A 17,709-nucleotide genomic window follows, 5' to 3' on the forward strand; every position below is an offset into this window, starting at 1 on the left:
AAGAGCCGGAGTATCCCCCGAGCGCCACACCAGTGTCCCTGATCAAACGGAATCGTTATCCCCGATCAGCCGGAATGCCCGTCCCAGATGGCGTGGAATCGGTGGCCCAGATCGGGAGTATTCCGCACAGCGATATAGGTGTCGATTTCAATTTTCTTCGGCATGAGGTAGCTCCTATAAAGTTTCAACGTGGACACAGGATCTATGGTACTGAAAATTTTTGCTTTTCAAGGGTGTCTAATTGCAGTTTTTGTGCAATAACTCCATCTTCTTCGTACCGAGTGCTCGAGCGCAGTCCGATTTCAGCCAAACGCTCAAAGGTCGAAAAATTGGATCTTTCATCTCGCCTCCCACTCCGGGCGCTGAATGTGTTAATGCGCGAGCGCGAGCGTCCGGGCCAACAAGGTCACCGCAGTAGTCAAAGGATCCACCCCTGCTCCGCCCACGATCGAGGCGCATAGCGACGCTGCATGCCAGAGAGCACGCGCACACTCGAGTAGAGCGTAGCACTGAAATCCGCATATCAATTTCTGAGTTCAAGGCGATCTCCTTGATTGATTGCAATCGCATCAGCAGCTCGATTGACCTCAATACATGTGGGCAATGACAGGCGGCGAGTGCCTCGATCTGAGTCAGATCGAGGCGATGAGAGATGCAGTAGACAGAGTCGATGGAAGCGCCGAGCCAAGCGGCGCTCGGGCGCTTCTATAGAGCGGTTTCAAGGGGCCTTTGCATACGGCATTGATGTGCTATTTATGGGGGTGAATCCAAGTAACAAAAGGAAGATTCACCATGTCCTACTATCGCTATCAGACTGCCGATTGGCTGGTTGTTTATAACGCGCTGCGATTGCACCGCGTACACTTGCCACTGGAGCTCTTCGTCAAGCGCCCCTGGGCGATTCTCCATGGACTTGACCGGCTCGATGCACTGCAGACCATCGAGGCCGGCGAGATGCCCAATCCCATCGAACCGCCCATGCCGGAGTGGTGGGATGCGGTCTATGATCTCTGCCCCTTCGATAGCGCTGGAATCAGTCGCGAGGCGTTTAAGGCGGCGCCCTGGCCCATCCTGCTGAGCTATCGCCTCGAGGCGGCCCCCCGCCGGCTTTATCGCTGCGAGGGCGGTGGCGATGACGATGTTGATCCGGGTGATTCGGGCGGGGGTGGCGTGAGTGCCTCGTCAGCATCCGCGGCGCTCGGCGCATCCAAGCCGACGCGCTCGGCTTCCACGCGATCCAATCCCAGGCCATCCAAAGGCCGGAGCCGTCGGGGCTTTGTGCGCCGAGTCACGGATGCACTGGCAATCACAGTGGCCGGCCTCTACCCGCTGGTGCGGGCATCCGATGACCGCTGGCGGCTTGACCGCTCGAGGATAGCGGCCTCAGCGGGCCGCTATAGCGTGCGGCTATTCATCTTGGCCTTGGCTGCAGCGTTTGCTTATGGCCTCGCCCACGCGGTGGGTGAGTCCCTGATGGTGCAGCTCTCGATGCTTGCCGTGATGGTGACGGCGGTTACCGGCATGGCGCGCGTGCGGGGCGTCGAGGCCTCGGTGAAGGGCTAAGGCAGGGGAGGCGAAGATGGCGACATTTGTGGTAAGACCGAACGGCATCCTCCAATACGACCTCTTCCTCTACGGCCGGCGGTTCCGGGAGGGCACGGGCCTGCGGAATACGCCGGAAAACCGCCGGGTGATCCGACGGAACGTGAAGCGCATCAACGCCGAGCTCGAGACCGGCACCTTCGACTACGCGGCGTGGTTTCCGGAAAGCCCGAAGAAGGATGAGGCGATGCGCTGGATTCATGACCGGGATCCGCGCGAGCCGGCGAGCAGCTTCACCCGCTATGCCCGGCAGTGGTGGGCGCTGCACCGGGAGGGCTGGAAGCCGAGTTACGCAAAGCGCATCGAGCAGATGATCGAGCGCTACCTCATCCCGGCGTTTGGTGAGCAACCGGTGCGCCAGATCGACGAGCGCGCGATTCTCGCCTTTAGGGAGTCGCTCGCCGCCGAGACGGAGACCGACGGCACCCGGGCGATCAGCAATACTCGGATCAATACCATCATGTCGCCGCTCTCGGGGATCCTGCAGTTCGCCGAGCGTGAGCTTGGGATCAATAACCCCATGCGGCATGTTCGCACCCTTCGCGAGGAGCGCCCGGACGTCCAGCCCTTGACCGCCGAGGAGGTCTGGGCGTTTCTCGATGCCGTCGACCCGGCCTTTAGGCTGTACTTCGAGGTGCGCTTTCACACCGGGCTTCGCACCGGCGAGATCAATGGGCTGAAGGTGAAGCACGTCGATGTCGAGCGTGCTCGGCTGCGCATCCGTGAGGCGGTGGTGGATGGCGTGCCAACGAGCCTCAAACGCGTCACCGCCCGGCGGGACGTGCCGGTGTCATCGGCGCTCGCTGAGGCGCTCGCCGCGCATATCGCTGGTCGTGAGCCCGATGAGTATGTATTCCCGGACGAGGATGGTCGGGCGCTTGATCCCTCCAAGGTCTCGCGCCGGGTCTGGCATCCGACGCTGAAGGCCCTCGGCCTGCGGCCGCGCCGGGTCTACGAGACCCGGCACACCGCAGCCGTCCTGCATCTCGCCGCTGGGGAGAACCCGATCTTCATCTCCCGGCTCCTTGGGCACAGCTCCGGCGAGCTGCTGTTCCGCCGCTATGCGCCGTTCGTTCCAAATGCTGTGGGCGGAGACGGCGCGGCGTTCGAGGGGATGATGGCGCGGGTGCGGGCGAGGCGGGCGGCGTGAGGGTGATGGCAGTCTGCGAGATCGCGGGAGGCCGCCGGTTGCGCAAAGTGCACCACCTTGTAAAATATCGCATTCATTGAGTCATATTTGATGCGTGATATGTCGGTCAGTTACGAAACCCGGATTGCCGCGGCGGCGGCAGAGCAGTCGGATCGGAAAATCCGCCAAGAATTTGCCCGCGTCCTGAAGGTCCCGGCGCAGACAGATGGCCGTAAACGCCACCGGCTTACGTTCCGCGAGGTGTTGTATTTCCGGCTGACGAAGTCGCTCGAATCTGAGGGGCTGATGCTTGAGCCCGAGGACCGGCGGGCGGTCTACCGAGTAATGACTCTGAAAAATCACACCGAGCGCGGCTGGGTACGTACTGGCCATAGTCTCAGGCGAACAGGCGAGGTCTCCGCCACCTTTGAGCTCTCGGACATGGTGCGGGCGGCTCGAGGGTGCATACGGGATATTCGGCGTGGGGATATGTTGGTCGAGCGTAATGCGCAAATCTGTTCGGGCGCTCCTGTGTTCAAGGGCACACGGATTCCGGTTGCTCAGATCGTCGAGCAGTTTCGAGCGGGCGTACCTGTTAGCGAGATAGCCGAGGACTATCCCCAGCTCAGCGAGGAGGCCCTTCGATATGCGGAAGTCCGCTCGCGTATGGGAGATCCGCCAGGCCGGCCTAAGAGAGATCTGAGACTGCAACGGACGGCAATTGAAGCTGCTAATCGATGAGAATCGTGTCGCCACGACTAGCCGAATGGGCGGCCGAGTGTGGCATCGATGCTGTTGCCGCCATATACATCGGGCTGCGCGGTTGTCCCGACTTAGCGCTGTGGCAACGCGCCTATGAGGAAACCCGTGTAGTGGTGACGGTGAACGTCGCCGACTTTACAAGTCTTGCGCAAGGATACGAAGTCCATCCGGGGGTCATCGCTTTGCGCGAAGCAGGACTTGGTCGTTCCGACCAATGGTCGAGACTCCGCGAAGCCATCGACTTTGCTGAGACCCATTGCGGCGGTGATTTGCTCAATTGTGTCGTGGATCTGAAGGGCCCGGGGCGTATTACCCTGCATCCGATTCCAGAGAATTGATCCGTCGGTGGACACGCCCCGGCTGCCCAGCCAGAGCTCCGGCGAGCTGCTGTTCCGTCGCTACGCGCCGTTCGTCCCCAACGCCATGGGCGGCGATGGCGCGGCGTTCGAGGGGATGATGGCGCGGGTGCGGGCGAGGCGGGCGGCGTGAGCGTGATGGCAGTCTGTGGGATCGCGAGAAGCGATCAGTCAGAGGATTGGCGGTGTTTTGAATATGTGCGAATTTAATGGCTATGAGCCATCAAAAAACGCCACGCCTAAAACCTCTGCTGGATAGAGTGCCACCGGGGCTCTTGGTGGATACGCAGTGGCTCAAGGGCCAAGGCGTCGACGCCAAGTCGATCCACAACTACGTGGCGCGGGGCTGGCTGGAGCGCGCCTGGGTAAAATAGGGAAGATTCATGACGCCCGCCAAACCGTGATCCGTGTTGCAGTGGCGGGTATCGGAATGGTGACATCAGCAGGTAATGCAGGTGATCGCTGCCCAGTCGGAGCGCTGGTTTGCTGCGATCGAGGAGCTGCTCGAGCAGACCCTGTTCCTCTAGGGTGTCGACAATGTCGGCGGTGGCAACCTGTTCCTGGCTCTCGACGATGCGATGAAGACGCCCCCGGATGGGGCTGACATGGTCAATCAAGCTGATGCCCCGCCACTGACGCAGTTCAGGCATGGGCTAGACTTTGCCGCGAATGGCGTCGAGGTAGTCGCAGACGTGGACAAGGCCGTCGATGGAACGGCACTGTTCGGCCGGTGTACCGCCGGTGTGTCGATTGTGTGTGTGCATCCAGTGCCGCATGAGCCCCGTATCTCCGCCCATCAGAGCATAAAGGCTGCGGTAGCAGCGCACGAGTAGCAGCGATAGCTGTCCGCTTTGACTGGCCGGCTCGACCCCCGAGCGAACCAGCGTTGAGCGATCCCGTCCGATGATGCAACCGAGCTCGGCCTGGCCGATGCCAAGGGCCTTGCAGGCGTTAAGCACCGCTTTGGCCAGCACCTCTGCCTCGTTCGCTTGGCCAGCGGTTGCGGTCGACATGGATGCCTCCGATGGCGGATAAATGTGTGTACGCACCAGTTGAATGCCAAAACGCGTTTTTGCAACATCGACTTCGGGGTTGTGTATTCCAGTCAAGGGGGGCCCGGTTCCAGATAATGGGTGCCCCGCTTCCGTGGCCAACCGTTTCGGCCCATCCAACAGCTCAGTCGGCCGTCTCCTTCTCCAAGCGCTTGCGCATGGATTTGCCCTTGAGATCGGTGTTCGTGCCGATCACCCCAGGTAGTGCACACACTCCTGAGTGGGCAGGTACCACTGGGCTCCGCCCTCTGTAATGGGCAGGAAGCCATAGCGCTCGTAGAACGCGGATGCGCGGTCATCTTTTGCGTCCACTACAAGACCGCCGATCGCGGTGAGCCGCTGCGCGATGGTCGCAGCATCCTCGACAGCGCCGAGCAGGGCCAGCTCCCCGACGCCTCGGCCCCGGACGCTTAAGTCAGTCGCAAGGCGCGCCATCCGAAGAAATGGGACCGGGTGAGGATAGTTTTTCCAGGCCCGCACTTCTTGGGGCGGATGAATCTCGCACGGCGCGGTCGAGTAATAGGCCAGAATGCATCGCGGGTCGTTGCTGTTAACAAACACCATCGTGCGCACAATGTTGCGCTCATCCTGGCGCCGCGCGGTGTGACGAATGAAGTGATTGAGCGCTTCATCCCCGCAGTCAAAGCCCGCCCGATCATGCCCCCGGTTCAGTGGCTCCTTGCGAATCGGTTGCATCAATAGTTTCCTTGTACCGGTCCGCAGCTCGCTGCAACCGCGGTAGTGACCTCGCCGGCTGATCCAGTGCGGTCATCATGCGATCAAATGCCTCGCGACTCGCCTCGATCCGCGTCACCCGCTCGGTTACCTCATCCGCCCGCGCGAGCGCCGCCTCGAGCAAGAACTGCGAGAGAGTAGCGCCCTGCAACTCGGCTGCCTCCTGAATCCTTCGGTGGATGTCCGCGGGCGCGCGCGCGACCAATCGTTTTTCCTGATCGGCGTGGTTGGTCAAAGCCATTGCGACGCTCCTTACTCAGTCCGCACCTGACGAATCGGTGCCAGAATGGCATACAGAACATAAAATTGCCATCCTCTTCGTGGTTGTCTCGGCGCAGGAGTATGAGCGGGACCTCTGCCCGACGGGGGTCGATGGTCTGGGGCAGGCCTGTGAGCAGGCCCTTGCTCACGCGCTACCCACACGGCCTGCGCATTGGTGGGCATGCGTGTGTTGATATCGCTGATCGGGAATGTGGTATTGAAATTACGTGATGGTATCATTGGTACCGGATTTACATAGGGATACCGAATGGCCAACGTCAACATCAGAAACCTGCCCGATGAAGTGCATCGGGCGATTCGCATTCAGGCCGCCCATCATGGGCGCAGTACCGAGGCGGAGATCCGCGACATTCTGGCGCGGGCCACACAGCCGCAGCAGCGGCTTGAATTGGGTTCGTATCTGGCGAGCGTTGCCGGCGAGGTGGGCGCGCTTACGGATGAGGAGCATGCCTTGTTCGAACAGGCGCGCATCGCATCCCCGGCGCGTGCGGCGAGTTTCGAATGATCCTGCTTGATACGAATGTGATCTCCGAACCGCAGCGGTTAAAACCCAACAAGCGTGTCCTGGACTGGCTGGATGCCCAGGCGCTGGAGACGCTGTACCTCTCCGCCGTCACCGTCGCAGAGCTTCGGGCAGGGATTGCATTGATGCCGGCCGGTAAGCGCCAGGACGGCGTGCGTGCGTATCTGGAAGAGCACCTGTTGCCGCTGTTTGCCAATCGTATGCTCGATTTTGATGTGGCCTGCACAAGGGCCTATGCCGAGCTGCTGGCCCGCTCTCGCGCTGCCGGGGCCACGGTGCAGACGGCTGATGCCTTTATAGCTGCGATTGCGCTTGCGAATGGCTTCGCTGTTGCCACTCGCGACACGACCCGATTTGAGGTGGCGGGCTTGAAGGTCATCAACCCCTGGCAAGGTTGATTACATCGGGCTTGCTGCTGCTCTAATGTGCGGTGGGCCTCGGCGTCCCTCGGCGCAGGAGTACGATCGGTACTTCCGCCCAAACCACCCATTCAGATATGACTCGAGCCCGCTGTTCCATCGCGCCGCTAACGCGCCAAGTAGACAATAAAGCGATTCGCAAATAATATTTCTGTCTACTTGAGGGCGACGGCAGCTATGCAACAGATTGACGCGCTAAAGATTCTTACCGAGCAGGCGGCGAGCGGGCGTGCGGTGTTCACCCGCCGCGACCTCGAGCGCATGCTCCGCGCCGATCGTCCCGCGGCACGAGCAGCGACACTCAAGCGTCTTGTCCAATCCGACTGGCTGCGGCCCGCCGCCCGCGGCGTATATGTCTATCCGGCAGGGCTGCGCAACGATGGCTATGATCTCGAGCGGATCGCCCGGGCCATCCGCCGCGGTGACTATAGCTATGTGAGCCTCGAGTCGGCGCTCTCGGAGTGGGGGGCCATCTCGCAGGTCCCGATGGGCTATCTCACGCTCATGACAACCGGCCGCAGGGGAGTCTTCCACACCCCCTGGGGAACCATCGAGTTCACGCACACGGCAAGACCGCTTGAGAACATTCTCGCATCGACGGTGAGTCCGCCGGACCGGCCGCTTCGATTGGCCACGCCGGAGGCGGCGTGGCGTGACTTAAAGCGCGTGGGACGCAATTACAACATGGTCGACCAGCAAGCGCTTGAAGAGATCATCGACGAGCGGGGCGTGGGATGAAGCTCGACGCCCTGGTGGATGCTGCCATCAGCGAGGCACCAGATCTGGGACCCCTGCGGCCGGTGGTGGAAAAGGAGCTCCTCCACTACGAGATCCTACGGGCGCTTGATCAGGCCGGTCTGCTCGATCAGCTCACCTTCCAAGGCGGGACCAGTCTGCGGCTATGCCACGGAGCGCCACGATTCAGCGAAGATCTGGACTTCGCGGGCGGAGCAGCTTTTGCGGCCGGCGATGTCGAGGGTATGGCGCGGGCGATTGAATCCTTGATCGAGCGGGATTTCGGGCTTGATGTGCGGGTCAAGGCGCCGTCTGCCCAACAAGGGGTCGAGCGCACAGCAGGCGTTGCCGTGAGTCGCTGGCAGGTCATTGTCACGACCGCGCCGGCGAGGCCGGACTTGCCGCGCCAGCGGATTCGGCTCGAAATCGCCAACGTGCCGGCGTATTCAAACGAACTGCGGCCACTGCGGCGTAACTACGCGGCGCTGCCCGATGGCTATGAGGATATCCTCGTGCCCGTCGAGAGCCTCTCGGAAGTGCTCTGTGACAAGCTTATCGCCGTGGTCGCCTCGACATTCACTCGCCACCGTGATCTTTGGGATCTACCCTGGCTGCAGCAGCAGGGCGCGACGATCAACCCAGAGTGGCTGAGAGCCAAAGTCGCCGATTACGGCCTGATCGATTATCAGGGCGCACTCGGACGCCGGCTCGCGGCCTTGCCCGACGATATTAATGCTGACGCGTTCCGCGCCCAGATGGCTCGCTTTCTGCCGCCTGCGGTCATTGAGCGGACAATCGCGCGACGCGGCTTTCTCGATTACCTCGTCTCTGCGAACCGCGCACTGCTTGGGGAGGCGCACGCAGCGGTCGTGGACTGAGGCAAGTTCTACTTTCAAACTGTCTGCTTGACGGGGGGGGGTTACGCCAGAGCGCTTTCACCGTCTCGGGCCAGTGGGGGATTTTCTGGATCTCGTCGATAGCGAGCAGCGCGTTGGAGCCGAGGAGTCGCGCATGCTGCCACTGCTCGCGGAGGCACTGGGCATCGCCTGCAAGCAGGTCATCGGCACTGGCGTAGTGTGCCGGTGCCGTCCGCTGCTCGATAAGCTGTTGGATGCCCTTGGTTTTGCCCACCTGACGGGGCCCGACGATCAACTGAATTAAAGGGGCGGCCTCGTCGAGACGATTGGCCAGGTCGGTGACAAAGGATCTTTGATAGTGGGTTGTCATGGGGCTTGAGGGTATTACTAGGTACTGCTAGTAAAATTAATAGATCGGCCTAGTGAATTCAGTCGACTGGCACACCGCCACCGTCCTCAATCTTGGCTCGTGAAACCTTGGTGTTTTGGTGACAATATGCATATTACATAAATAACGGGTAGGGCTACTCCATGAGCCGACTCACGATAGGGGCGCTCGATTGGCAAGCTGATCGAGGAAAGCTTGCGCCTGCGAGGCATTAAGCCGACTGAAGACGCGAGAGCGCTGCTCGAGCGGGCTCGTTCGCACGCGGGGCTTAGCGAATCAGAGGCGCTCGAGGTGGCTGACAGCGAGGTCCGCCAAGCCCGTCAGACAGCATGAGATGCGTTATCGTCGATACCAATGTTTTGGTTGCGGGACTGATAACGGCAGATAGGCAAAGCCCGACGGGACGCGCGGTGGATGCGATGCTCAACGGCCGACTGCTGTTTTTGCTCTCCCCCGCGTTGCTCGCGGAATATCGAACAGTACTGTTGCGAGCGAAAGCTCGCCGCGCTGCATGCGCTTAATGCGGCTGAGGTTGATCAGCTTCTCACCGAGGTGACGCTGAACGCGCTCTGGCGGGAGCCAGTGACCGACAGGCATGCGCCAGATCCGGGGGATCATCACTCGTGGGCGCTGCTTGATCACGAGCCTCAGGCAGTCCTTGTGACGGGAGACCGACGCCGTATCGACGAGCCACACGATAAGGCGATGGTGGTCTCGCCCGCGACATTCAGTCATACAGGCTCTGGCTACGCGCATCGGTGACATGATTGGTGGGGTGCGCTGATGCACCGCAATTGTGTGCAGTGTGCACAGACCACCGATGACCCAGAGCGCAACAAGTCGCACTTCCGCCGCGCGGGCGTCGAGGCCCGTGATCCGTTTGCGAGCGGCTGAGCACCGGGCTATCATGATGACTTGCTAGTTAGAAGGACTGGACGGTGGCGAGGGCATGAAAAGAGCGAGGGAGATGTCAATTCCAATGAGCCGCCGAGGCGGCGGCTTGAGAAACGGTCTGATCGCACTCGGCGTCCTGGTGTGTGGACTTGGGCCCGCCGCCGCCAGCTCCCTGCCCTCAGGGAGCAAGACAGCGGAGGTTATCGTCGATGGGCAGCGCTATGAGCTGACCGCCTATAAGGGGACATATACCGAGTTTGATTCGCACTTCGGCGCCTCGACGCAACCGTGGTGGGGGAATCAGAGCGTTGCAGCCGATCTCGCCGAGAACGTGTTCAAGAACCAAGGCAACCTCGCCGATGGCATCGCAGGCACGTCAGAAGCGATGTTTGTCTGGAAATTCGAGAGTAATAAGGCGTTTGCGGAGACGTATCTAACGGGCCGTCGAAGCTACGAGCTTGAGACAGGCTTCGACGAGGCGTATGTCGACGCCGTAGCGGTTCCGGAGATCGATGGTGCGGGACTTGCGCAAGGTGCATTAGCGCTGGGTGCCATCGGGCTGTGGATGATCGGGCGGGATCGCACGCGCAATGGCGCCATGCCCGATACACGGTCCGTGTAACCCGGTTTCTGCATAGCCCAGATCGGCATTCACGCCGAACGTGCTGAGCTAAGCTAATTCCGAGCAATCCATATGCCCCCGCCCGTGGCGTCGTGGCAGTGCTCCGCTCTGAGGATTCAACGACCGACTAAACAGCGATGCTCATCGCCGGTGCAAAGACCATCCTGGGTATCAATTACGGCGCGGTTTTTGAGCGGGTGATGAAGTCAATCCACTGATGTCCTCACGACCCGCTCGGGCGCCAATGAGTAAGAGCCCGGCGCTCAGTGCCAGCATGCCCTGGCCAAGCAACGCGCCATCGATCTCCGGTACGGCTGCAACGCCACCCTGCTGCACCGCGTAATCACTGACCACATTGTCTCTGAGAATCTCGCCGGTGCTGAATGCCCCGCGCGAGCCATCGTCGGCGTAAAACTGGATTTTGTCGTCGCCCGCGCCATTGTCCGGTCCAAAGTCAATGGCGTAGAGGAACTTAAGCCCGCTATTGCTGCGCGACGCGAGCGCCTCGGCGAGGCCCTGGTCTCCCCACCAATCGTTTTTTTTGCTGACACTGGTCAGGTTTACGTCGAATACCTGTGATTCCGCCGCCACGGTGTAGCGCCCGACGTCGCCTTCGTCCACGCCCGAAGTGACTGTGATTTCAATACTCGCCCCCGCGACTGGCGTCAGCCCGAGGAGCAGCGCGGCTGCAGCCAACGCGCGCCATGCAACTCTACGCCGGTGGCCGGTTCGCCGCGCGTTGAAAGCTCGCTTGATCATCGCAAGTAGCGCCCCTGAATAATCCGATGCCGCGGTGGCCGAGCAGGTGGATAATGGCTAGGTTTATGGATAAACGATATAGCAAAGGCGGGGGGCTTTGTCCAATCGCATCGCCCCGGGTTGGACGCTTGACGGCAAGAAGGGGGGGGGGCAGACTCCGGTGCGAATCAGAATGCACCGGGAGTAGACGTGTCGATCAAGCCATCTGCAAAGCGCGCCTGGCATCCATGGCGGTGGTCGGCAGCGCTCGCCTGCCTCCTCGCTGTGCCGTTCGGCGCGGTGGCGCAGGATCCGGTGGTAACGCGCTCGATCACCGTCAATGGCACGACCTATGACATCGCGGTCTTCAACGATTCCTTCGCTAATCTGAACTCCGCACCGCCTGAAGGGTATCTGGCGCTCGATCAGACGAGCTGGTGGGACAGTTTTGGCACCGTTGCCGAAGATCTGGCGTTCGCCTCGAGCGGCGTGAGCGGCGAGCCGATCCGCTTCGCCCACAAGCTGCGTCCGGACGGGCAAGACGTAACGTTTTACACTGACAACGCGCAGGCGAGTAGCGAGACCAGTAACTATCGATCGATCACCGAGGTGGCGCGTTACGCCACACAGGCCGTCCCGGAGATCGACGGCGCGGCACTCGCCCAGGCGGGTTTGGCGCTTGGCGCCTTTGGCCTGTGGATGACGGCGCGACGTCGCCGGGGTGAGGGCGGGGCGATCGCCGGCGAGTGAGTCAGTCTGATCGGCTGCGTCGGTCGGCGGAAGATATCAGTGTCATAGCACCTCGCGCGGCGGTGGGATGCGGCCCCTCACCCTTGCGCGATCAGACGCGCTCCACGGGCCGGTCCTCACGCCGGGCGCCGAGTGTGTAGAGACCGAGCGCGGCGAGTGCGAATGTGCCCTTCGCGAGCGCCGCGCCGTCGATCTCCGGGACATAGCTAATGCTCTGGAATTCCGCGTAATTGACCTGCATCGTCGTCTCGGGGGAACGCCCTTTTAAGGCGTCTACAGTGCCCTTCGTGCCGTAAGTGCTAACATACAAGTCGTCGCCCGAAACAAATGTACTATAGGCAAAGAGCGCGTCAGTTCCCGCCGGCGAACTGCCTCCTGTGGCATCGCTGCGTGTCGCAATATCTTTGGCCAGACTCTCATTACCCCACCAGGGATTTGCCTTGATGAGATCAGTCTTCTGGTCGTAGCTGTAGGACTCAACGGTGAACGTATAGGTGGTGCCGTCATCGATGGTGACGCTGTAGTTCGTCGCAAGTGCTGCGGCGGGGGGCCAGTAAAAGGGCACTGGCAAGCGCGGGGGTGCAAAGGCGCGCTCGCGGCCAAGCGGTTTTTTTGCGCATGAATGACCCTTCCTACTCGTTGACGCGTCACCAGTGGGTTCAAAGCGTAGCCGAATCTGGCGCGGGGGCGCAAGGCGCGCGCGGCGTGGCTCAGCGCGCGAGTGGGTGTCTCAGGTGCGCGCTCGCGCGGCACAGCCGCGGGCGTTGGGCGCGGCCACCGGGGTGGCGGGCTGTTCGGCGCAGCGCTCGGCGCCTTTGACCGGTGAATGACAGCGCGGCATCGCCGCGGCGCTCGCAGGTGAGCAAGTCAGTGGATAGGTCAGTCTCATCGACCCCCATGGTCGGCAGTCGCGGCCAATGGGATCGATTTCGGGCCGCGATGGGCCGCGGGCGCACACTGCTGCGCGATCAGGCGCGCTTACCCCGCGGGCGCTCCCGCCGAGCGCCTAAGGTATATAGACTGAGTGCGGCGAGTACGAACGTGCCCTTCGCGAGCGCCGCGCCGTCGATCTCCGGGACATAGCTAAGACTCTGGAACACCGCGTAATTGGCCGACTCCGAGCCCTCGAACTGCTCACTCGCGGCCAAATCGACCTGACTGGCCGTGTTGTAGGTGGTAACAACTATACCGCTGGTGCCCGTGTTGGATGCGCTTCGGGCAAATTCTACCGGCTCACCGCCGCTTGTGGCATCGCTCGCTGTCGCAATGACGTTGGCAAGCGTATTGTCCTCCCACCACGGGTTATTATTGAGCGTAGTCCCAATGTTGTCGTACGTGTCGTTGTCGACAGTGAAGCTGTAGATGGTGCCATCATTGATGGTCACACTGTAGGTCGTCGCACCCGCGGCGGCGGGGGCCATCACAAGGACACTGGCAAGCGCGGTGGTGCAAAGTCGCGCTCGCCGCCAGGTGGCTTTTCGGCCAATGGGTCGTTTCACTTGAATCTCACACGTCCCCCATTGCTTCGAAAGAGTAAGCGAGTGGGGCGCGCGGGTGCAAGCGCTCGACGAGCGGGAGCGTTGGGCGCGGCCGCCGGCGCCGCGATTGTCGCCTTTACTCGGTGGATGACGGCGCAGCGATTGGGCGGTTATATCCGCATTTGGTGTGCGTATAACAATGGCCAGGTTGCGATCTTCGGCTACGGGGATTTGGGGACCGAGGGGCAGGCAACAAGCCGCACGGCGGGCTATCAGCACCACCCCGGTCGCGGGAACCGAGCTGCGCTACGCGACCCAGAGCGTCCCGGAGATCGACGGCGCGGCGCTCGCCCGGGGGCTGCTTGCCATCGGCGCGCTCGGCCTGTGGCTTTGCGCTGGTGCCGCGCGGCGCAATCGGATAGATTGTGGGTTATATAGGCATCCACTAACAGGTCGTGGGGCATGACCGGCACAAAGACAAACCGCGGGTTGAGCGCACTCGTCGGCACACTGGCGATCGCCGCGAGCCCGGGTGTGCTAGCACTGGAGACCTTTGATGTCATCGCGCCGGGCACTTATGAGATCAACAACAACACGGTGAGCATCGACACCGAGATTGTGGGGGCGGACACGGCCATCACTTACAACTCCACCCTCGGCGAGGGGGTGAATGGTCTGTTCAATCTCACCAAAACCGATTGGTGGGGGGATAGCATCGCGGCCGAGAGCCTCGCATACCGCGGCTCGAGTAATCTTTTCTATGCCTACGACACCGGCGGTTACGACGGCACCACTTACGTCAAAGGTATTTACGATAGTGGTAGTCCAGGTTCTTTCGATGCGCGGGTCAACGTCACGTTATCAAATGCCATCGCGGCGGATGAGGACATTCTCTATGCCACGCAGGCGGTACCGGAGATCGACGGCGCCGCGCTTGCCCAAGGGGTGCTTGCCATCGGCGCGCTTGGCTTGTGGATTGTTGGCGGCGCGCGTCGGCTTGAGGACAGTGCCAGCATCACTTGCCAGTGAGCGGAGGTGCTTGCGCATCAACCTCGCGCGGTATTGAGCGCCAATCACCGCCGGCCACGCAATCATGGTGGAGTTGACCCGCTTTGGTGGACATCTGACCCTTTGAGGAAGAGCAGGAGGTCAAGATGCCACGAAGCAGACCACCGTACCCGCCGGAGTTCCGGCAACAGATGATCGAGTTGGTGCGCAACGGCCGCACGCCTTGGGAGCTGGCCCAAGAGTTTGAGCCCTCGGCGCAGACCATTATGAACTGGGTGGCGCAGGCCGACCGCGATGCCGGGGTGCGGCACGATGGCCCAACATCGACCGAGCAGGAGGAGCTTCGCCGGTTGCGCCAGGAGAACAAGCGCCTGCGCGAAGAACGGGAGATCCTGTCAAAAGCCGCGGCCTGGTTCGCTCGGGAGACCGAGTCTGTGCCATCGAGATCTTCAGGTTCGTCGAAGTGAACCGGGCCTTTCACAGCGTTGCCACCATGTGCCGGGTACTGGGCGTCTCCCCCAGCGGCTACTATGCGTGGCGTAACCGCGGGCCGTCGCAGCGCCAGGCGACCGATGCGGCACTCACCGATCGGATCAAGGTCCTGCACCGGCTCTCGCATGGCACCTACGGTGCGCCACGGCTTCACGAGGATCTCAAGGATGAGAACTGGCGCGTTGGGCGCAAGCGTGTCGCCCGGTTGATGCGCATGGTCGGCATTCAGGGCGTGAGCCGTCGCAAGGGGGCGTTCACGACGCTGCGCGATGAGGGCCGCCGGGGTGAGCCAGATCTGGTGGAGCGGGATTTCTCCGCCGAGGCCCCTGACAAGCTCTACGTCGCGGACATCACCTACATCCCGACGTGGAGTGGGTTCTTGTACTTGGCGATCGTTCTGGACGTGTTCAGCCGCCGCGTGGTCGGCTGGGCGATGGCCACGCACCTCAAAACGGATCTGGTGCTCGATGCCCTGGAGATGGCTCTGTGGCAGCGTCAACCTGATGGTGTCATCCATCACAGCGACCAAGGTTGCCAGTACACCTCGATTGCGTTCGGCACGCGTTGCCGGGAGGCCGGCGTGCGCCCTTCGATGGGTTCGGTCGGTGATTGCTTCGACAACGCCATGGCGGAGAGCTTCTTCGCCACGCTGGAGTGCGAACTGCTGGATCGCCGTCGATTCCGCAATCCCACCGAGGCGCGGCTGGAGGTGTTCCGGTTCATCGAAGGCTGGTACAACCCGCATCGGCGCCATTCCGCAATCGGACAGATGTCACCCATAAACTACGAGCGAATGCATGCTGAACGTATCCACGAACTCAAATCCGAACCTGTCCACTGAAGCGGGGTAACTCCATGGGCACGGCTTCGTGACGTTGGGCTAGGCTCGCCGCTCCTCACGCCGCCCGGCGCCGAGCATCAACCCCGCGGCGGTTAGCACGAACGTGCCCTGAGCGAGCGCCACGCCATTAATCTCTGGGATTTCCACCGGAAGATCGCGCTGGATGACCCAAGGCTCTGTTTGTGTCCAATACAAGTCATCAGAAACACCGTTCGGGGCGATGTAGTCCACGTTGACGTTATTATTGGTTCGACCAAAGGCAAAGGCTGCGGCGCTGATGGACGTCTGCTCGTAGACAGCGTCTTGCAGTGTCTCTGCGAGGGACTCGTTCCCCCACCAGGACACTAACTTGTCGGAGGAAAAGGTGGTCGTGCCCACGCGATACTGCTGCGACTGCTTTGCGCTGCCATCCGTGGCAATGACGCCGCGCGTGTCCTTGTACCGACCCTGGTCGATCTCCAAATCGTAGCGTTGATTCACGCCGTCGACTTTCACCGTGACCGAAAACGGCGATGCGGTTGTTGTTGCAGCGACACTCATCGCGATCACCGCAAAGCCAAGGCGTGCAGCTTGTCTTCCGCGCATTCAACGACTCCTAACCGACCCTCACACGCGCTTATCCAGCGCGCCATCACCCATCCCCTTCCGGTCAGGTATGACCGGTGTCGAGAATAGCCTCAGATGTGCAGCGCCTTCAAGCCTTTAAGTTTGAATGGCGCCCGAGCGGCGAGCAGCGGCGTTCGGTGTGAGGTGGACCCCATCCTTCGGACCACTGGTAGCGGCTAAGTTGTAAAGACCGGTGGCCTCTCCATCGGCATTAAGTCTCCGGCATGTAAGCCCAGTGGACCTCAGCCGGGGTTCTTTGATCAAGCGCGGTATGTGGCCGCTCCGCGTTGTAGAAGTCGATGTAACTGCCGAGCCCACGCTCCAGGGCAGTCGGGCTGTCGTAGCCTCGCAGGTAGATATCCTCGTACTTCAGTGTTCGCCACAATCGCACAGCGTAGACATTGTCGAGGGCCCGGCCGCAGCCATCCATGCTGATCAGGATGTCCCATGCCTTGAGTCGCTCGATCCACTCGGTGCTGCTGAACTGCGCGCCCTGATCGGTATTGAAGATCAGCGGCTGACCCTGATCGAGAGCCGCATCCAGCGCTTCGACGCAGAAGCCGGTGTCGAGCGTATTCGACATGCGCCATGAGACAACATAACGACTGAACCAGTCGAGCACGGCCATCAGGACCATGAACCCGCGCCGCATCGCGGTATAGGTGATGTCAGCACACCAGACCTGGCAACTGTGCTCGATGGCGAGGCCGCGTAGCCGATACGGGTAGACCGCATGCTCCGGATGCGGCCGACTGGTGTGAGCCCCCGGCGCGATCGCCTGCAGGGCCATCAGTCGCATTAACCGCTGGATGCGCTTGCGGTTGACCCGATAGCCTTGGCGCTGGAGCCAGTGGGCCATCTGCCGGGAGCCGAAGAACGGTGTGCGCAGGTACTGCTTGTCGATCTGCCACATCAGCGCGAGGTTCTCTGGTGTCTCGCTGGCCGGCGCGTAGTAATACAGCGAGCGGGGCAGGCCGATCAGCTCGCACTGGCGACGAATCGAGCGCTCGGTGTGCGGCGGGATCGCGCCGCTTTCGACTCAAATCGCTCAGGGACGTTATCGAGCAACTGCCGCTTCCACTGACTGATCTGCGTCGGGTGAACCTGGAACTCCTGCGCGATCTCGCTGGCGGTTTTTTGGCCCTTGGCCGCCTCAAGGGCAACGCGGGCCTTGAAGTCCGGACTGAGCCGTTCGCCTCGTCCTCGGGTCATGGTGAAGGCTCCTCTGCAATGGGCCGAGGATAGCCTCCGAGTCTTTACTCCTCACCTGGTCCGAAATCCGGGGTCCACTTCACACACCCGGATCGGCAATGCCCGACGCGACCACCTGCACAAACTCACCAGCGCCTTGAGCAAAAACCACGCGGCGGTGGTGGTCGAGGATTTGCAGGTACGGAATATGACGCAGTCGGCGTCGGGGACGGTCGAGCAACCGGGACG

At 61.5% G+C, this 17,709-nt stretch carries 24 protein-coding genes and 2 pseudogenes; 16 read left to right on the top strand and 10 right to left on the bottom strand.

Annotated features, from left to right (window positions below):
• Positions 1-792: 792 nt before the first annotated feature.
• The 6 genes from V6X63_RS10230 to V6X63_RS10255 all read left to right on the top strand — a co-directional run bounded on the left by V6X63_RS10230 (position 793) and on the right by V6X63_RS10255 (position 4,223).
• On the top strand, positions 793-1,563 hold the full coding sequence (locus tag V6X63_RS10230; RefSeq protein ID WP_367978855.1) for a hypothetical protein: 771 nt from the start codon (positions 793-795) through the stop codon (positions 1,561-1,563).
• A 16-nt stretch (positions 1,564-1,579) separates the two neighbouring features.
• Positions 1,580-2,752 (top strand): tyrosine-type recombinase/integrase, encoded by a 1,173-nt coding sequence (locus tag V6X63_RS10235; RefSeq protein ID WP_367978856.1) that lies wholly within the window; start codon positions 1,580-1,582, stop codon positions 2,750-2,752.
• A 90-nt stretch (positions 2,753-2,842) separates the two neighbouring features.
• On the top strand, positions 2,843-3,472 hold the full coding sequence (locus tag V6X63_RS10240; protein ID WP_367978878.1) for a DUF433 domain-containing protein: 630 nt from the start codon (positions 2,843-2,845) through the stop codon (positions 3,470-3,472).
• A 5-nt stretch (positions 3,473-3,477) separates the two neighbouring features.
• Positions 3,478-3,831, top strand: a complete 354-nt coding sequence (locus V6X63_RS10245) for a DUF5615 family PIN-like protein (RefSeq protein ID WP_367978857.1) — start codon at positions 3,478-3,480, stop codon at positions 3,829-3,831.
• Between the two features lie 7 nt (positions 3,832-3,838).
• Positions 3,839-3,982 (top strand): hypothetical protein, encoded by a 144-nt coding sequence (locus V6X63_RS10250; protein WP_367978858.1) that lies wholly within the window; start codon positions 3,839-3,841, stop codon positions 3,980-3,982.
• 82 nt (positions 3,983-4,064) lie between these two features.
• Positions 4,065-4,223: an AbiEi antitoxin N-terminal domain-containing protein gene (locus V6X63_RS10255; RefSeq protein WP_367978859.1), complete on the top strand. Its 159-nt coding sequence runs from the start codon at positions 4,065-4,067 to the stop codon at positions 4,221-4,223.
• Here the strand turns inward: V6X63_RS10255 and V6X63_RS10260 are convergent.
• From V6X63_RS10260 to V6X63_RS10275, 4 genes and pseudogenes are all read right to left on the bottom strand, one after another.
• A pseudogene (locus V6X63_RS10260) lies at positions 4,200-4,499 on the bottom strand (RES domain-containing protein); the annotation flags it as partial. The gene V6X63_RS10255 and the pseudogene V6X63_RS10260 sit on opposite strands and share 24 nt — an antisense overlap.
• Positions 4,500-4,502: 3 nt before the next feature.
• Positions 4,503-4,862, bottom strand: a complete 360-nt coding sequence (locus tag V6X63_RS10265) for an MbcA/ParS/Xre antitoxin family protein (RefSeq protein ID WP_367978860.1) — start codon at positions 4,860-4,862, stop codon at positions 4,503-4,505.
• Positions 4,863-5,093: 231 nt separating this feature from the next.
• Complete coding sequence (locus V6X63_RS10270) at positions 5,094-5,597, bottom strand: GNAT family N-acetyltransferase (RefSeq protein ID WP_367978861.1); 504 nt, start codon at positions 5,595-5,597, stop codon at positions 5,094-5,096.
• Positions 5,557-5,877, bottom strand: coding sequence for a type II toxin-antitoxin system TacA family antitoxin (locus V6X63_RS10275; RefSeq protein ID WP_367978862.1), 321 nt, complete (start codon positions 5,875-5,877; stop codon positions 5,557-5,559). Before V6X63_RS10275 ends, V6X63_RS10270 begins: the two co-directional genes overlap by 41 nt.
• Before the next feature lie 288 nt (positions 5,878-6,165).
• On the opposite strand from V6X63_RS10275, the gene V6X63_RS10280 reads away from it, so the two are divergent.
• The 4 genes from V6X63_RS10280 to V6X63_RS10295 all read left to right on the top strand — a co-directional run bounded on the left by V6X63_RS10280 (position 6,166) and on the right by V6X63_RS10295 (position 8,473).
• Positions 6,166-6,423 carry a FitA-like ribbon-helix-helix domain-containing protein gene (locus tag V6X63_RS10280; RefSeq protein ID WP_367978863.1) on the top strand — a complete coding sequence of 86 codons (258 nt, stop codon included), beginning with the start codon at positions 6,166-6,168 and terminating at the stop codon, positions 6,421-6,423.
• Complete coding sequence (locus V6X63_RS10285; RefSeq protein ID WP_367978864.1) at positions 6,420-6,839, top strand: type II toxin-antitoxin system VapC family toxin; 420 nt, start codon at positions 6,420-6,422, stop codon at positions 6,837-6,839. The genes V6X63_RS10280 and V6X63_RS10285 overlap by 4 nt, the downstream gene beginning before the upstream one ends.
• 198 nt (positions 6,840-7,037) lie before the next feature.
• Positions 7,038-7,598: a type IV toxin-antitoxin system AbiEi family antitoxin gene (gene abiEi, locus V6X63_RS10290; protein ID WP_367978865.1), complete on the top strand. Its 561-nt coding sequence runs from the start codon at positions 7,038-7,040 to the stop codon at positions 7,596-7,598.
• Positions 7,595-8,473: a nucleotidyl transferase AbiEii/AbiGii toxin family protein gene (locus V6X63_RS10295; RefSeq protein WP_367978866.1), complete on the top strand. Its 879-nt coding sequence runs from the start codon at positions 7,595-7,597 to the stop codon at positions 8,471-8,473. Before abiEi ends, V6X63_RS10295 begins: the two co-directional genes overlap by 4 nt.
• Here V6X63_RS10295 and V6X63_RS10300 read toward each other — a convergent pair.
• Positions 8,376-8,822, bottom strand: a complete 447-nt coding sequence (locus V6X63_RS10300) for an AAA family ATPase (RefSeq protein ID WP_367978867.1) — start codon at positions 8,820-8,822, stop codon at positions 8,376-8,378. The genes V6X63_RS10295 and V6X63_RS10300 overlap by 98 nt on opposite strands.
• Positions 8,823-9,169: 347 nt before the next feature.
• Here V6X63_RS10300 and V6X63_RS10305 point away from each other — a divergent pair, with 347 nt between their 5' ends.
• Both V6X63_RS10305 and V6X63_RS10310 read left to right on the top strand, forming a co-directional pair.
• The gene (locus V6X63_RS10305) at positions 9,170-9,361 is read left to right on the top strand and encodes a PIN domain-containing protein (RefSeq protein ID WP_367978868.1); all 192 of its coding nucleotides are present in this window, start codon (positions 9,170-9,172) and stop codon (positions 9,359-9,361) included.
• A 458-nt stretch (positions 9,362-9,819) separates the two neighbouring features.
• Positions 9,820-10,356, top strand: a complete 537-nt coding sequence (locus V6X63_RS10310) for a hypothetical protein (RefSeq protein WP_367978869.1) — start codon at positions 9,820-9,822, stop codon at positions 10,354-10,356.
• A 171-nt stretch (positions 10,357-10,527) separates the two neighbouring features.
• On the opposite strand, the gene V6X63_RS10315 is transcribed toward V6X63_RS10310, so the two are convergent.
• Complete coding sequence (locus tag V6X63_RS10315) at positions 10,528-11,115, bottom strand: hypothetical protein (RefSeq protein ID WP_367978870.1); 588 nt, start codon at positions 11,113-11,115, stop codon at positions 10,528-10,530.
• A 189-nt stretch (positions 11,116-11,304) separates the two neighbouring features.
• On the opposite strand from V6X63_RS10315, the gene V6X63_RS10320 reads away from it, so the two are divergent.
• Positions 11,305-11,844, top strand: a complete 540-nt coding sequence (locus V6X63_RS10320; RefSeq protein ID WP_367978871.1) for a hypothetical protein — start codon at positions 11,305-11,307, stop codon at positions 11,842-11,844.
• A gap of 91 nt (positions 11,845-11,935) precedes the next feature.
• Here V6X63_RS10320 and V6X63_RS10325 read toward each other — a convergent pair whose 3' ends face one another.
• Together V6X63_RS10325 and V6X63_RS10330 are read right to left on the bottom strand one after the other, a co-directional pair.
• Positions 11,936-12,409, bottom strand: coding sequence for a hypothetical protein (locus V6X63_RS10325; RefSeq protein ID WP_367978872.1), 474 nt, complete (start codon positions 12,407-12,409; stop codon positions 11,936-11,938).
• A 403-nt stretch (positions 12,410-12,812) separates the two neighbouring features.
• Complete coding sequence (locus V6X63_RS10330) at positions 12,813-13,343, bottom strand: hypothetical protein (protein WP_367978873.1); 531 nt, start codon at positions 13,341-13,343, stop codon at positions 12,813-12,815.
• 441 nt (positions 13,344-13,784) lie between these two features.
• Between V6X63_RS10330 and V6X63_RS10335 the strand changes: the two genes are divergently transcribed.
• Both V6X63_RS10335 and V6X63_RS10340 read left to right on the top strand, forming a co-directional pair.
• Positions 13,785-14,351: a hypothetical protein gene (locus tag V6X63_RS10335; RefSeq protein ID WP_367978874.1), complete on the top strand. Its 567-nt coding sequence runs from the start codon at positions 13,785-13,787 to the stop codon at positions 14,349-14,351.
• Between the two features lie 125 nt (positions 14,352-14,476).
• A protein-coding gene (locus tag V6X63_RS10340) for an IS3 family transposase (RefSeq protein WP_408022311.1) occupies positions 14,477-15,663 on the top strand; the annotation gives its coding sequence in 2 pieces (ribosomal slippage) (positions 14,477-14,735 and positions 14,735-15,663; 1,188 coding nt in all).
• A gap of 39 nt (positions 15,664-15,702) precedes the next feature.
• Here the strand turns inward: V6X63_RS10340 and V6X63_RS10345 are convergent.
• Together V6X63_RS10345 and V6X63_RS10350 are read right to left on the bottom strand one after the other, a co-directional pair.
• On the bottom strand, positions 15,703-16,248 hold the full coding sequence (locus V6X63_RS10345; protein ID WP_367978876.1) for a hypothetical protein: 546 nt from the start codon (positions 16,246-16,248) through the stop codon (positions 15,703-15,705).
• Between the two features lie 232 nt (positions 16,249-16,480).
• Positions 16,481-17,481, bottom strand: a pseudogene (locus V6X63_RS10350) (IS3 family transposase).
• On the opposite strand from V6X63_RS10350, the gene V6X63_RS10355 reads away from it, so the two are divergent.
• The coding region (locus V6X63_RS10355; RefSeq protein WP_367978877.1) for a transposase at positions 17,480-17,709 on the top strand (230 nt) is incomplete at its 3' end. The pseudogene V6X63_RS10350 and the gene V6X63_RS10355 overlap by 2 nt on opposite strands.

The organism is Spiribacter onubensis (assembly GCF_040838425.1).
GTDB classification, from domain to species: domain Bacteria; phylum Pseudomonadota; class Gammaproteobacteria; order Nitrococcales; family Nitrococcaceae; genus Spiribacter; species Spiribacter onubensis.